Annotated in this window: 16 protein-coding genes; 10 read left to right on the top strand and 6 right to left on the bottom strand. The window is 59.7% G+C overall.

Annotation, left to right across the window (positions count from 1 at the left end; genetic code table 11):
- The first annotated feature begins 269 nt into the window (after window positions 1-269).
- Both LJ360_RS09415 and LJ360_RS09410 read left to right on the top strand, forming a co-directional pair.
- Window positions 270-1,031 (top strand): hypothetical protein, encoded by a 762-nt coding sequence (locus tag LJ360_RS09415; protein WP_264995931.1) that lies wholly within the window; start codon window positions 270-272, stop codon window positions 1,029-1,031.
- Window positions 1,032-1,161: 130 nt separating this feature from the next.
- Window positions 1,162-1,587, top strand: coding sequence for a host attachment protein (locus LJ360_RS09410; protein WP_264995930.1), 426 nt, complete (start codon window positions 1,162-1,164; stop codon window positions 1,585-1,587).
- Window positions 1,588-1,643: 56 nt separating this feature from the next.
- Here the strand turns inward: LJ360_RS09410 and LJ360_RS09405 are convergent, their stop codons facing one another.
- Complete coding sequence (locus tag LJ360_RS09405; RefSeq protein WP_264995929.1) at window positions 1,644-2,747, bottom strand: DUF2855 family protein; 1,104 nt, start codon at window positions 2,745-2,747, stop codon at window positions 1,644-1,646.
- 134 nt (window positions 2,748-2,881) lie between these two features.
- Between LJ360_RS09405 and LJ360_RS09400 the strand changes: the two genes are divergently transcribed.
- The 5 genes from LJ360_RS09400 to LJ360_RS09380 all read left to right on the top strand — a co-directional run bounded on the left by LJ360_RS09400 (window position 2,882) and on the right by LJ360_RS09380 (window position 7,448).
- The gene (locus LJ360_RS09400; RefSeq protein WP_264995928.1) at window positions 2,882-3,523 is read left to right on the top strand and encodes a TetR/AcrR family transcriptional regulator; all 642 of its coding nucleotides are present in this window, start codon (window positions 2,882-2,884) and stop codon (window positions 3,521-3,523) included.
- A 109-nt stretch (window positions 3,524-3,632) separates the two neighbouring features.
- Window positions 3,633-4,634, top strand: a complete 1,002-nt coding sequence (gene cysP / locus LJ360_RS09395; protein WP_091850241.1) for a thiosulfate ABC transporter substrate-binding protein CysP — start codon at window positions 3,633-3,635, stop codon at window positions 4,632-4,634.
- 9 nt (window positions 4,635-4,643) lie between these two features.
- A complete protein-coding gene (gene cysT / locus LJ360_RS09390; RefSeq protein WP_264995927.1) occupies window positions 4,644-5,492 on the top strand; it encodes a sulfate/thiosulfate ABC transporter permease CysT in 849 nt (282 codons plus the stop codon).
- Window positions 5,493-5,496: 4 nt separating this feature from the next.
- Window positions 5,497-6,360, top strand: coding sequence for a sulfate ABC transporter permease subunit CysW (cysW, locus tag LJ360_RS09385; protein WP_091850237.1), 864 nt, complete (start codon window positions 5,497-5,499; stop codon window positions 6,358-6,360).
- Complete coding sequence (locus tag LJ360_RS09380; RefSeq protein ID WP_264995926.1) at window positions 6,357-7,448, top strand: sulfate/molybdate ABC transporter ATP-binding protein; 1,092 nt, start codon at window positions 6,357-6,359, stop codon at window positions 7,446-7,448. Before cysW ends, LJ360_RS09380 begins: the two co-directional genes overlap by 4 nt.
- A 29-nt stretch (window positions 7,449-7,477) precedes the next feature.
- Here LJ360_RS09380 and rarD read toward each other — a convergent pair whose 3' ends face one another.
- On the bottom strand, window positions 7,478-8,374 hold the full coding sequence (gene rarD / locus LJ360_RS09375; RefSeq protein WP_091850233.1) for an EamA family transporter RarD: 897 nt from the start codon (window positions 8,372-8,374) through the stop codon (window positions 7,478-7,480).
- 135 nt (window positions 8,375-8,509) lie between these two features.
- Here rarD and LJ360_RS09370 point away from each other — a divergent pair, with 135 nt between their 5' ends.
- Complete coding sequence (locus LJ360_RS09370; protein WP_264995925.1) at window positions 8,510-8,689, top strand: DUF2897 family protein; 180 nt, start codon at window positions 8,510-8,512, stop codon at window positions 8,687-8,689.
- On the opposite strand, the gene LJ360_RS09365 is transcribed toward LJ360_RS09370, so the two are convergent.
- The 3 genes from LJ360_RS09365 to LJ360_RS09355 all read right to left on the bottom strand — a co-directional run bounded on the left by LJ360_RS09365 (window position 8,690) and on the right by LJ360_RS09355 (window position 11,535).
- Window positions 8,690-9,748: an App1 family protein gene (locus LJ360_RS09365; RefSeq protein WP_264995924.1), complete on the bottom strand. Its 1,059-nt coding sequence runs from the start codon at window positions 9,746-9,748 to the stop codon at window positions 8,690-8,692.
- Window positions 9,749-9,905: 157 nt separating this feature from the next.
- Complete coding sequence (locus LJ360_RS09360; protein ID WP_264995923.1) at window positions 9,906-10,670, bottom strand: SDR family oxidoreductase; 765 nt, start codon at window positions 10,668-10,670, stop codon at window positions 9,906-9,908.
- A gap of 166 nt (window positions 10,671-10,836) precedes the next feature.
- Window positions 10,837-11,535, bottom strand: a complete 699-nt coding sequence (locus tag LJ360_RS09355) for an SDR family oxidoreductase (RefSeq protein WP_264995922.1) — start codon at window positions 11,533-11,535, stop codon at window positions 10,837-10,839.
- 195 nt (window positions 11,536-11,730) lie between these two features.
- Here LJ360_RS09355 and LJ360_RS19905 point away from each other — a divergent pair, with 195 nt between their 5' ends.
- Both LJ360_RS19905 and LJ360_RS19900 read left to right on the top strand, forming a co-directional pair.
- Entirely contained in the window at window positions 11,731-12,177 is a 447-nt protein-coding gene (locus tag LJ360_RS19905) for an MFS transporter (protein ID WP_320108795.1), read from the top strand.
- Window positions 12,178-12,256: 79 nt separating this feature from the next.
- On the top strand, window positions 12,257-13,024 hold the full coding sequence (locus LJ360_RS19900; RefSeq protein WP_320108794.1) for an MFS transporter: 768 nt from the start codon (window positions 12,257-12,259) through the stop codon (window positions 13,022-13,024).
- A gap of 47 nt (window positions 13,025-13,071) precedes the next feature.
- On the opposite strand, the gene LJ360_RS09345 is transcribed toward LJ360_RS19900, so the two are convergent.
- The gene (locus tag LJ360_RS09345; protein ID WP_264995921.1) at window positions 13,072-13,953 is read right to left on the bottom strand and encodes a prenyltransferase; all 882 of its coding nucleotides are present in this window, start codon (window positions 13,951-13,953) and stop codon (window positions 13,072-13,074) included.
- Window positions 13,954-14,014: the final 61 nt, after the last annotated feature.

Below are 14,014 nucleotides of genomic sequence, written 5' to 3'. Positions count from 1 at the left end.
TGACATTCGCAGAACAACGGCCCGGTACGCCGGGAATCGGGCAACATGGCCAGGGCATTACGCGAATGATAGCAAAATCATCCTCCCCAAACCGGAACCCGGCAACATTTCGAACCCGCAGACTATATTCCCACGACCGGCCATTCACTGTGATTATCCGGGTAATAGTATCCGCTGACGCCCCGTTGCGCCGTTGCCCCGTGAGCGTGATCCGAGCCACACTGTCATTAACGATCACATGAACAGGCTGTGTCCGTCCGGAGTGGCCAATGACCACCTTTGAGAAACGCATTCAGGAGATTATCAATGACCGGGCCCATGGCTCATCCACCCTGGCATCGAAGATTGTGCAGGCGCTCAGCGGCTATGGTGGTGAGCAGCCGGACCGGCAGCAGCTGAAATGGGCCTTGAAGTCATTACGGCAGGTGGATAAGTCCATGGTAGTCGTCCACCACCTGCTGGATGAGCTGGAGGCCCGGGGCTATAAAGCCGTGCCCGAGACGCTCGAGCATTACGATCAGCAGTGGCGCGATATCGACCAGAAGCTTGCGAGCCATCTCCTCCGGCAGCGCAACTGGGACAGCAGCCAGATTCTCACCCACAGCCATAGTGGCGTTTTGCTGTCGGTGATCTGTCGACTCCACGAATGTTCACCGTCGATCGAGGTATGGCAGACGGTATCAGCGCCGGGTGGCGAAGGTCGGCTCCAGTACCAGGCATTACAGAGGGGGGGTATACAGAGTCATCTGGTGACAGATGAGCAGGCGCTGGCCAGGGCACCTGACATGGACGCCGCGCTGTTCGGAGTGGATCAGTACAACGACCAGGCGCTGGTTAACAAACGTGGTACCGGTGTACTGGCCGATGCCATGCTGACTGCTGGAAAGCCAGTGTTCGTGCTTGGTGACTCCCGCAAAAGGGTGGACCGGCTAAGCTGGACCAGCGATCTGTTCGAATCGGTTCCCTTTCGCGAAGGAATCTACCTGGTCACCGAAACCGGCCTTCTGCCAGCCTTCATTACGTCCAGCTAACCTGCCCTGTCCTTGAAAATCGGAAAACGGCATTAATGTTCGTATGTAGCCCCACAAAAATCGCTGGGATCATCCATACTCAGGATGGAAAGGTTCAGTGATTGCCACCCCCTATGATCTGGAGGACACCATGGAAAAGATCTGGATTCTGGTCGCCGACAGTGCCAATGCCCGGATTCTGGCCACCACCGCCCGCACCGCGATGCCAACCGAAGTGAAGCGCCTGGAGCACCCGGAGGGCCGTCTAAAGGAGAGCGAACTGGTCACCGACCAGCCGGGCCGCTCCCGTGAGAGTCGCGGCCAGGGCCACGCCATGCAGGAAGCGAGCGCGACTGAGCATGAGGAAATGCTGTTTGCCGGCGAGATTGTCCAGACCCTTGACAAGGCCCGACAGGAAGGCAAGTTTGAAAGCCTGATCCTGGTGGCGCCGCCCCGCTTCCTGGGCATGATCCGCCAGAAGCTCAACGGCCCCCTGGAGAAGGCCGTGATCCAGAGCGTGGACAAGAACCTGGTAGCGGAGGACGAAAGCACCATCCACCAGAACATCTACAGCTAGGCAAGTGTCCCCTCTGGCCGATTTGCTGCCGCAAACCCGCCAGAGGGAGCCCAGGCTCAGAGTTTCACCACATGACCGTCGGCCGGGTCAACATCGCCGTTCACCAATGAGCGGATCAGGGACTGGGCCGACATGAGTCCATTGTGCTCCTGCACGTGAATCCAGGGTGAGTCCGGCTGTTGAACCCGCTCGATAAAGGCCAGCTGGGCCTGGTTGAACCGACGGGTTACCTCCGCAGGACCCCAATCAGCGTTGCGCTTGCGAATCTGGTCTGGTGCAAAGTAACGCTTCGGTGCTGGTCCCGGCAGGGTCCACTCTGTCTCACTGATATGCTCGTGGTTATGGGCAGAGCCGGCATAGCAGTTATGTACCAGGCGGTCGGCCATGTGCCGGTGAATCGTCTCACGCACTGCATCGTTACCGGAAAAGTCCACGTAAAGCGTCGGCACGCCCGGATCCAGGGCTTTGATGTCGTTGTAATTGACGACTCGATCGTAGCAGCCAAGCCCCTCGACGAAACCGGTATTGGCTGAGGAGGTCAGGCCGATAACCTCCAGGTCGTTACGGTCTTGCAGACAGAAAACCGTGCCATAGGCGGTCTTGCTGGACGCGCTCGAAACCAGAATCCGCTTCGCCCCGAAGAAGGCGTTATCTTCCAGGAAGTCCGCCAGCATGAACGAGGTAATGAACAGCGGGCGCAGCAACATCTGGTAATTTTCGCTCTCCGGGCGGTAGGCGGCATCGGTGCTGATACGTTGGTACTGATTGTAGGCGGATACCAGTTCGAGCCGGTGACTGGCACCATCATAGAAGCCCCGCTCACTGACCCGAACCGGTTCCACGATCAGGTGAGTCGCCAATGGCCAGAAGCCATAGAAGCACTCGCCGGGCTCAATGCCTTCCACCGTGGTTTCTTCTACCTCCGCAAATCCCCAGGCCGGCATCTGCCCCCAACCCTCGTCGGCTACCGGAAAGAAGTCCCAGTACCGAAGGTGGGGCGTGTGACCGAAGGCAGCGTAGGTAATGTTGTTGGCCGTGAGGGCCACACGGTGGACTCGCATGCGTGCCTGACCGTCAGCCAGGGGGCCCGAGTCGATGGTTTCCAGCCGGGACTCGGCAAGCTTGTCCTGGTCTGTCAGCAGTCGGGTGATCTCGGTCATCATTCAGTTCCTCTGTTTCCTCATGGAGTACGTCTCGGCAGAGTGCCAGCTTCCGGACGGAAACTCCGGAATATGGGATACTGCCCGTGACACCATTCTAACGATCACCAGATACACCGTGGTTCGGAAACCGGATGAGCAGATCCACCTCCACCGATAACCCGCGTACCAGGCCCCTCAAGCGGCCCCGACAGGCCCGTGCCCGGTTCACCGTACAAGCCATCTACGATGCCTATGTTCGGATTTGGCAGCGGGAGGGCTGGGAGCAGTTAACTACCCGCAAGGTTGCCCTGGAAACCGGCATTGCCATCGGCACCCTGTACGACTACTTCCCCAGTAAGGAAGCACTGCATTCCGGCTACGTTCGCCACTGCATCGAACAGATGATCCGGCGGATCGATGAACAGATCGTTGCTCCTGCAGACCTGGAGTGGCAACAGCGCATCCAACTGTTGGTTCAGCACCTGGCCGGACTGGCGGGTGACAAAAGCACCTGGTTCTCGCCAGAAATGATGCAGCTCGAACCCAAAGTGGCAGACACCCGGCTTCAGCAGCGCGCCTACAACGAATTGCTTGCCGTCTGGCACCGGGTGGTCGACGCGTGCCCTGACCTCTCCCCCCGGCCCTCGGACACTACCCTTGAAGCACTGCACCTGTCGGTCTGGGGGGGCCGCCGCTATGCCCTGCAGGTCGAGCTGGACGACGAATCCCGCCAGGCCTGGGCGGCAGAGATGGAGCGGCTTTGTACAATGGCACTCCTGCACGATCCAGGCTGACGACACTATATTCCTTAAAGCGATATAACTATTATTTTTTAGACTTTTCGGTTTTTAGCACCATTTGTTACATTCCCCGGACTTCATCACCTGATCCGGGAGGAACACCATGAAAAACTGGCTGAAGGGTCTTGTTATCGGCGCCAGCCTTGCCAGCACACAGGGAGCGGTTGCCGCCGAACAGCAACTACTCAATACCTCCTACGACATCGCCCGGGAGCTGTTCGCCGCTTACAACGAGCAGTTCCAGGAATACTGGCAGGAAAAAACCGGCAACACCGTCACCATTGACCAGTCCCACGCCGGCTCCTCCAAGCAGGCCCAGGCCATTATCCAGGGTCTGAAGGCGGACGTGGCCACCTTTAACCAGGTGACCGACATCAACATCCTCCATGAGCGGGGCAACCTGGTTCCTGAGAACTGGGCTGACCGCTTGCCCAACAACAGCTCCCCCTACTACTCCACCATGGCCTTCCTGGTTCGCAAGGATAACCCGAAGAACATCCAGAATTGGGATGACCTGGTGAAGGATGGCGTCGAACTGGTGATGCCGAATCCGAAAACGTCAGGCAACGCCCGCTACACCTACCTGGCGGCTCTCGGCTATGCCCAGGAAACCTTCGGAGATGACCAGGAACGGATCGATCAGTTCGTGGCCGACCTGCTGGGCCAGGTGAAGGTCTTCGACAGCGGCGGCCGGGGTGCCACCACCACCTTTATCGAACGTGGTATCGGGGATGCCCTGCTCACTTTCGAGTCGGAAGTGCTGAACATTGCTGACCGTTATCCCGGCGAATACCAGGTTGTTACCCCGAAGGTGAGTTTCCTGGCCGAGTTCCCGGTCACCTGGATCGATGAATACATCGAACAGAACGATACCGAGGAGCTCGCCAAGGCCTACCTGGAGCACCTGTACAGCGAAGAAGCGCAACGGTTGCTGGCCGGCTTCAATTACCGGGTCCACCACGACGCGGTGAAAGCCGAGTTCTCCGATCGCTTCCCGGACGTCAAATTGCTGCCCATCGATCAAATCGCCGGCAGTTGGGAAGACGCCATGCAGACCCACTTTGCCAGCGGCGGCAAACTCGACCAACTGCAGCGTCGCCGCTAGGAACAACCGGTGGCCCACGCTTCACCATTAAAACCCCGCTCGAAGCGGGTACTCCCGGGCTTTGGATTGAGCCTGGGGGTTTCCTTGCTGTTTATCAGCCTGGTTCTGCTGCTGCCCCTGACCGGCCTGGTAGCCGAGACCGCCGGCATGACCTGGAGCCAGTTCTGGTTCGTCGTCAGCGATCCGCGGGTAGTGGAATCCTATAAGGTCACCCTGTGGACGGCCTTCCTCGCTTCGCTGTTCAACGGCGCCTTCGGCTTGTTGCTGGCTTGGGTACTGGTCCGCTATGAGTTCCCGGGTAAACGCCTGATCGACGCTATGGTCGACCTCCCGTTCGCCCTGCCGACTGCTGTGGCCGGTATTACCCTGGCCACCCTGTTCTCCACTTCAGGCTGGTATGGCCAGTGGCTGGAAACCATTGGCATCAGCGTTGCCTATACCCCCGTGGGGATCATCATTGCCATGGCCTTCACTAGCATCCCCTTCGTGGTCCGCACCGTGCAGCCGGTACTGGAAGAGCTGCCGCCGGAAGACGAGGAGGCGGCCATTACGCTGGGAGCCAGCGACGGGCGGGTGTTCCGCAAGGTGATCTTTCCGTCGCTGTGGCCGGCCTTGTTGACCGGTATCGCCTTGTCTTTCACCCGCAGTCTTGGTGAGTTCGGGGCGGTCATCTTTATTGCGGGCAACACCCCCTATGAAACCGAGGTCACCAGCCTGATGCTGTTCGTGCGCCTGCAGGAATTCGACTATGCCGCCGCCAGCGCGATCGCATCGGTAGTCTTGCTGGTGTCACTGGTGTTGCTGTTTGCCATCAACCTTTGGCAGGGGCGCTACCTGCGCCGCCTGCATGGGAAGTAAGGCCATGAAATACCAGTCCCATCACCGGGTCGGCGACCAGCCCTGGCTCAGACGCACGCTGATCCTTGCTGCCGTGGCTCTGTCCGCGCTGCTGCTGGCCATTCCGCTGGTGCTGATTTTCACCCAGGCTTTCAGCGCCGGCTGGGGTGCATTAGTGAGTAATATTGGCGACCGGTATACCCTGCATGCGATCGGGCTGACGCTGTTCGTCGCCCTGCTGACGGTGCCGCTCAACCTGGTGTTCGGTACCGCACTGGCATGGCTGGTGACCCGCTTCCGGTTCCCAGGCCGGAAACTGCTGGTCACCCTGATTGACGTACCCTTTGCTGTTTCGCCGGTGGTTGCCGGCCTGCTCTACCTGCTGCTTTATGGGCGCAATGGGTGGCTCGGTAGCTGGCTGGCCGACTATGACGTGCAGCTGATGTTTTCCTGGCCCGGCATTGTCATGGTCACCATTTTCGTGACCTGCCCCTTTGTCGCCCGGGAACTGATACCGCTGATGCAGCAACAGGGTACCGAGGAAGAAGAAGCCGCCGTAACGTTGGGAGCATCGGGCTGGCGCCTGTTCCGCCGGGTAACCCTGCCCAACATCAAATGGGCGCTGATCTACGGTGTGGTTCTGACCAACGCCAGGGCCGTTGGTGAGTTTGGCGCTGTTTCAGTAGTGAGCGGCAATATTCGAGGTCAAACCAACACCTTACCGCTTCATGTTGAACTGCTTTATCAGGACTACAACATTGCGGGCGCGTTCGCTGCCGCCTCCCTGCTCGCTGCTATCGCCATTCTGACCCTGGCGATCAAGGGCGTGGCCGAATGGCGCCAGGCCCGGCTGCTGGCCCGTGAACCCGCAGACAGGAACCCCCAATGAGTATCAAGATCGAGCACCTGAACAAGACCTTTGGCAGTTTCCAGGCCCTGCGGGATATTTCCCTGGACATCCCGGATGGCAAGCTGACCGCCCTGCTGGGCCCATCCGGTTCCGGCAAAACCACCTTGCTGCGTATTATTGCGGGGCTGGAAAACGCCTCTGACGGCCGCATCCTCTTTGGTGACCGGGACATCAGTCAACTGCCGGTGAAGCAACGCAACGTCGGCTTTGTATTCCAGCACTACGCCCTGTTCCGTCACATGACGGTAGCCCAGAACGTCGCCTTCGGCCTGGAGTCTCTGCCAAGGAATCAGCGTCCTCCGAGAACGGAAATCCGCAAAACCGTTAACCGGCTGCTGGAGATGATCCAGCTGCCGGAACTGGCCAACCGCTACCCGGCCCAGCTCTCCGGGGGCCAGAAACAACGGGTGGCCCTGGCCCGCGCCCTGGCCACCCGCCCGGATATACTGTTACTGGATGAGCCGTTTGGCGCGCTGGATGCGCGGGTACGAAAGGACCTGCGCCGCTGGTTGCGGGGGCTCCATGATGAATTCCACTTCACCAGTGTGTTTGTCACCCATGACCAGGAAGAAGCCCTGGAGCTATCCGACCAGGTGGTGGTCATGAGCCAGGGCCAGGTCGAACAGGTGGACAGCCCTACCCGGCTCTACGCCAACCCCACCAGTCGCTTTGTTTTCGACTTCCTGGGTCACGTCAACATCATATCGGGTACCGTGAGCGATGGCTGGCTGCAGCAAGGAAATGCCCGCGTGTCACTACCGGGCGTGTCGACCTCTGGTAACGCCCAACTCTATCTTCGCCCCCATGAGGTGCACCTGTCCGTGGAACCGGACAGTCGCGCCTGCCTGCCCTTCACCATCGAAGCGATCAACCTGATTGGTGCAGAAGTGCGGGTCGAACTGAGACCGGACGGCTGGGACTGCGACGATATCTGGGAGGTAGGCGTCTCCCACAGTGAGTTTAGCCGCTGGCAACCGCAGCGGGGAGACCGCTGCTTCGTCTCACCGGAAATCGGTCACCTGTTCCGTAACGGCGACAACCGGCCCCAGCCGGTCACCTGGCCATGACGTGATCACCTGGCGGGAAACTCCCCCGCTCAGGTGGTCGCCGCCCGCTCCCGGCCAAACCAGGCAGAGCCCGAATAGATTGCCAGTGCCACCCAGATCATCACGAAGCTGAACAGCTTGCCCGGGCTCAGGGGTTCATCAAACACGAACAGTGCCAACAGGAACTGGATGGACGGTGTGATGTACATCAGCAGGCCTACCGTCGCCAGCCGCAGACGGCGCGTGGCTCCGGCAAAGAACAGCAGGGGAATGGCCGTTACCGCTCCGCTGGAAAGTAATAACAACGCGGTACCAGGGCTGTCGGTGAAATGAGATGCCCCGCTCTGCGCCAGGAACGCCAACGCCAGCAGCCCCAGCGGAAGCAACAACAGGGTTTCCACGAACAGCCCGGACAGGCCATCCAGTACCACCTTTTTGCGGAACAACCCGTAACTGCCGAAGCTGAAAGCCAGTACCAGGGTAATCCAGGGCACAAAGCCAAGCAGGAACAGCTGGAACAGGATGGCCATGGTTGCGATCACCACCGCCACTGCCTGCATTCGCGTAATAGTCTCCCGCAGCACGATCAGCCCCATGGCCACGTTCACCAGGGGCGTGAGGAAATAACCCAGGCTGGCCTGAAGCACATGGCGGGTTTCCACCGCGTAGATGTATACGCCCCAGTTGATAGCGATAAAGATCGCACAAGCCAGCACATAGCCCAGTTCTTTCGGGCGCACCAGGGCAGCCTTGACCGGCGGCCAGCGTCGCAACAGTGAAATCACGAACACCAGGAATACACAGGACCAGATTACCCGGTGGATCAGTACTTCAAAGGCGGGTATGCCCTCAAAGAGGGCGAAGTAGAGGGGAAAGCTCCCCCACAGGCAATAGGCCGACAATCCAAAGGTTATCCCCTTGCCAGTCTCGCGCACGTCTTGTTCCATAGGTTCCTCATCAGCAGAACGAGAAATGTAGCACAGGATTAACCCCGGAGTGCGGATGGCAACTGACGACGAACTGGCGCACAGCCGCAACCTGGTTCACTATAGAAACACAGTCACGGATCAGGAAGTCACGCTATGCCTATGATTGGGTGGGTATTCCTCCTGCTGGCTATCGCCCTGGTAGTGGGCAGCCTGCTGATGCTCAAGGATTCTGCCAACATGCCCATCTCGAAAGAGAAAATGGCACGTATCAAGAAGCGCAAGGAAGAAGTGGAAGCACAGGAGAAAAAAGAAAAGGAAAAGGATGACTGGTGATCATGCGCCACTGTCGGCCTCGCTACGACGCACGGCGTCTACTACCCCTGGTGCAATCAGTCCCTGCGCCACGGCATGTTTAGCCAGTACCTGGTTGTCATCGCTGAGCACAAGCTCGCAGCCCGCCTCACGGGCTTCCTCTGCCAGTCTGGCGATAGCCTCGGAACGCTGGGGGTCAGCACTGACATCCCGGATATAGATCGCCAGGATGCGGTCAGGATGTGCCCGCAGAATCCGGGTATAGATTTCCGGGTCGTGTTGGCCTGAGTCGCCAACCAGGACAAATTTCAGGTCCTGGTAAAGGCCCATCACGTGGCGAATGGCGTCCAGCTTATGGTCCCGGGCGCGCCGGGGAAGCAGGCTTCCCCGCTTCATACCCCACTCCCTCAGAATCAGGATGGGGCCATTGGGGATGCGGTGCATTCTGAACATCTCCACCAGCACCTGATAGATACTCCATGGCCCACGGGACACGTAGACCAGGGGGTTTCCCGCATTGCCGCCGGGGCCGTCATGGAAGCCCTGGTACAGGGCCGGCACGCCAGGAAAGATCACCCGGCTGTCTGCTCCCTGGGCAAACAGCCGCCACATCATCTTGAGGGTATTGGCCACACCGGTGTAGACCACGGTGTCGTCGATATCACTGATCACACCGTAACTGGCGCTACGGGTTGGGGTAAAAAACTCGCCAGTGGTGGTGGCCCGCTCATCCGTCGGATAATCGAGGGAAAGCTCCACAGCATGCCAGGTCACATCGGAAGGCATCTCGCCCAGGTTCATATCGACCCGGAAGAAGCCATGACGGTCGGTCTCTACCACCGCTGTCGTGCCCTTGTACCGGACACGTACCCGGGCCCCGGCGATGGGTTTACGCAGCAGGCGCCTGAGCAGGTCCAGCAGGTCGCGACGTAGCCACTCTTCCCGCAACGTCGCACCAAACCCCGGCTGCCGGAACACCCGGCCCATCAGGAAGACCCGATCACTCGAGCCGTAGCCACGATAGGCCTGGATGAACAGCCCGCCCCGGCCATTGTCGCCCTTGACCGGTGCCGCCAGCACATGGAGCCCCCTGCGCAGGACACCAGGAAATGGCGGAAACGTTGTCGAACGGGCATTCAGCTCTCCATGCCAGGCGCACCTGGCCGGGTATCGCGACCGGCCAGGAAGGTTTTTCGGGCATTATAGCCACCCGGGTAATGAATCACAGGGACACCGTTCAGATCGCGGTGTAGCCACCATCCACCGGAAGAGCAACACCGGTGCTGAAACCCGCGCCCTCGGAACACAGGTAGAGCACCGCCTGGGCGATCTCATCCGCCTGGCCCAGCCGGCCGACAGGGTGCATATTCATCGCGCCCTCCCGCTTTCGGGGATCCGCCGCGGCGGCCCGACGGAACATATCGGTATCAATCACCGCCGGGCACACCGCATTCACCCGGATACCCTTGCGGGCATACTCCACCGCTGCAGACTTTGTCAGCCCGATGACGGCATGTTTACTGGCGCTGTACACCGCCATTTTCGGGGCGGCGCCAAGGCCTGCGACCGAGGCTGTATTGACGATCACACCGCCGCCAGGCTGATTCAGCATGGCCTCGATCTCGTGCTTCATGCATAGCCAGACACCCTTGACGTTCACGTCCATCAGTCGGTCGAAGGTCTCCTCGCTGCCATCCGCCAGCTTGGAGTCTTCCACATCAATCCCGGCGTTGTTGAAGGCGCAGTCCAGGCGGCCATGGGTGTCGATAATGCGCTGGATCAGCCCCCGCACTTCCCCCGCCCTGCTCACGTCACAGGGTATGAACATGGCGTCACCACCCTGTTCTGCGATATCCGCTGCGACCGCCTGACCCTCTGGCTCTGCCACATCACTGACCACGACCCTCGCTCCCTCTGCCGCAAAAGCCCGGGCTGTCGCCTCACCAATACCGGCCGCACCGCCCGTAACCAGCACAACCTTGTCGGAAAACCTTGTTTTCATTGTCCTGAACTCCCGAAATGTAGGTAAGCGTTCGATACTACGAGGCAAACGACATGATGGGAACTGAATCGGGCTTATCGGTCGCAATAAGCCCGATTGATCAAAAAAACGATGGCTGAACCGGGGCAACCTGCGCGAGCGGCTTTAGGCCGCCCGCGAACCGGGCTTATTTCAATGCCGGCGTCGGACGCACAAGAATTTCGTTCACATCCACGTGGGCCGGTTGTGCCAGTGCGTAGGTGACTGCGCGGGCAACATCAACGGGTTCCAGTGCGTTGTCCGGGCGTTCATCGAAGAAAGGCGTATCCACCATCCCCGGCTCGATCAGGGTCACACGGACGCCACTCCCACGGATTTCCTCGCGCACACCGTAACCAATTGCCGAGACGGCCCACTTCGTGGCGCTGTACATAGAGCCAGGGATGGTAACGCGGCCCGCCACAGAGCCGGTGATCAGGATATGGCCGCGGGATTCTTTCAGTGCCGGCATGCACACCTGCAGGGTAATGCCTACACCGAGAACATTGGTCAGGATCATATCCTTCCAGACATCCGGGTCCGCGCCGCTGAAGCCACCCGGCTCCCCACCCCGGCCGGCATTGGCAAACACCGCATCGATTCGTCCGAAGGCCGCCAGGGCCTTGTCGACCATGGCTTTCTGGTCGCTGACAGACTTCACGTCGCAGGCCGTGATGGCCACCCGGTCTTCCCCGCCCAGCTCCTGCTGCAGGGCCCTGAGCTTGTCTTCCGAGCGGGCTGCCAGCATCAGCCGGTAACCATCTGCCGAGGCGGCCCGGGCTGTTTCGGCGCCGATACCGGAGGACGCACCGGTAATCAACAGTACAGGGTTGTTGGAATCTGCCATGAACTATCTCCTTAATCGTCTGGGTACAGGTATCAAGCTTTGATGCTGAACGGGCATACGTCCAGTCAGTCCCGGCCCGATCACCCTGCTCACCCCCTTTTATTCCACTATGCTGTCCCCAAAGACCTGTGCAAGGACCATTGAGAGCCTGACCCGATTTTCCAACGGACCACCTGACCAACCGGGGTAAGATCGATGCGGCGAACCATCACCAGCCTGTCTTCTCTGATTCTCAGTATCATCCTGCTCATTGTCGGTAATGCGTATCTGATGACCCTGCTTGGCCTCAGGCTGAGTATGGAAGACTTTGACCCCGGCATCATTGGCTGGATCCTGGCGTTCTATTCCATTGGCTTTGTCGCCGGCACCCTGTACGCGGGGCGCATCATCGAGAAAGTTGGCCATATCCGCGCCTTCGCGGTGTTTGCCGCGGTGCTGGCAGCGTCCACCCTGATCTATCCAATGGCGATCGACACCTGGCTGTGGGGATTTCTGCGGGCTATTGGCGGCTTTGTGATGGCCGGCCTGATGATCGTTATGGAGAGCTGGTTCAGCAGCAAGGCGGATAACCGCAACCGGGCCAGCCTGTTCGCGATCTACCAGGTCATCTTCTTTCTCTCGACGCCGGCGGTCAGGTGCTGATCCGGGTAGCCGACCGGCCGGCTTTATTCCTTTCTCATTGGCGACGATCCTGGTGGTACTTGCGCTCACGCCTCTCTCGATGACCAGGCGTGCATCGCCTACGATTACCCGCGAAGACCGGCTGTCCCTCACCAGGCTCTACCGGAAGTCACCGTCGGGCACACTCGGAGCGCTGGTCGCCGGGCTGCTGATCAGCGGGTTCTATGCGATGGGGCCGGTGTATGCTGACCGTATTGGCCTGGACCTCAACCAGCTTTCAAACTTCATGGCGGCCGCGATTGTCTCTGCGATGATACTGGCGTGGCCCATCGGACGGCTGTGCGACCAGTTTGATCGTTATCGTGTCATGCTGGTGGCGGCAGCCGTAGCGGGCGCTTGCAGCCTGGCTGCCGCTCTGGTTGGTAACGCCAGTATGATTGCGCTGGTATTTTTCGTGGGACTCTACATGGGAATCAGTGCTGCCATTTATCCCATCGCCGTCGCCATCACCAACGACCTGATGGAAAGCCACCAGATCACGGCCGCGAGTACGGCCCTGCTACTGAGCTATGGTCTGGGCAGCATTATCGGTCCGCTGCTCAGCGCCCTGTTCATGGATGTGCTTGGGCCCCAGGGCCTGTTCGTGAGCAACACCCTGGTTCTGGCCGCGTTGATCCTGTTCATGCTGGTCGGACCTCAGCATCGTCACCCTACAGTGGAGCAACAGGAGCACTACTACCCAACCATGCCTGAAGCTGCGCTGGGCGTGGCCGAACTGGATCCTCGCAACACGGAGTTTGAGGAGAGCACGGAAATCGTGGAAGAAGGTATAGGGACTGACCCCATGACGTCCCGGAGTGACCAGTAGTCAAGCCCATCGCGCATGGCCGCTGCGATGTTCAGGCTAGCTACCCGCTACCAGCGTAACCGCCAGCACCAGTGGGGTTGACACAGCGGCGACAACGTTCCAGCCCATGGTTTTCTGGAAGGCCGCAGGCTGTTCCCCACGACGCGCGCCCCCATCCAGGCCAAGGCGCCGGCGCCGAGTGGCAGCAGGACCAGTAGAGATAGGGCGGGCAGCCCCATCGCTGCCACACCGGCCAGCACCAAGAGAGCCGCAAAACCCAGCTGAATTCCATAAACCTGTGTGCTGAACCGGCGACCGTAAACGATTGGCAAATGGCGGCGCCCAACCTGGTTATCGGCTTTGATGTCCGGGTACTGATTCAACAATAACAGGTTATTCACGAGGAAAAACGGTATCAATGAAGCGAAGGCCGCCAACAGACTGTATTCGCCGGTGAGCACAAAGTGAGTACCCATAACCATCAGCGGTCCAAAGGCCAGTCCAGGAGCGACCAGGCAAAGCCAGGGTCGGCGGTTCAGCCAGCCGGTGTAAAGAACAATGGTTGCCAGGCCCAACACCCCCACCGGCAGAAGGGCACTTCCGTACCGCGCCATAAAATAGCTACCAACAAGCACCGTCACCGCAAGGGAAAGTATCGCAACCCAACGCACCGCCGTAGCGGCCCCTGGGTCAGTGACCAGCGCCCCGCTGCCCCCGCTGAACGGCGTTCGGACGGTAAGGGCATCAAGGCCACTAGCAAAGTCCTGGTACTCATTCAGCGTATTCACCCCGATATGCGCCGCCAGCGCGCCGGTCAGGGCCAGGCACACATCCAGCCAGGCCACCGCGCCGCTGGTTGCAAGGGCTGTTGCTACCCCCACCAGCACGCAGGCGGGGGTCAGCACCAGGAAGGGTAACCTCATGGATCTGACGACAGTGTAAAGGGTCACTGAATACCTCGTGGCCGGAATACCAGGGAGTTAGACATGAAGATCGGCGGGGAATAGTAGA

The organism is Marinobacter sp. AN1, assembly GCF_026013985.1.
GTDB lineage: Bacteria > Pseudomonadota > Gammaproteobacteria > Pseudomonadales > Oleiphilaceae > Marinobacter > Marinobacter segnicrescens.
This window is presented reverse-complemented; position numbering and strand designations above follow the sequence as displayed.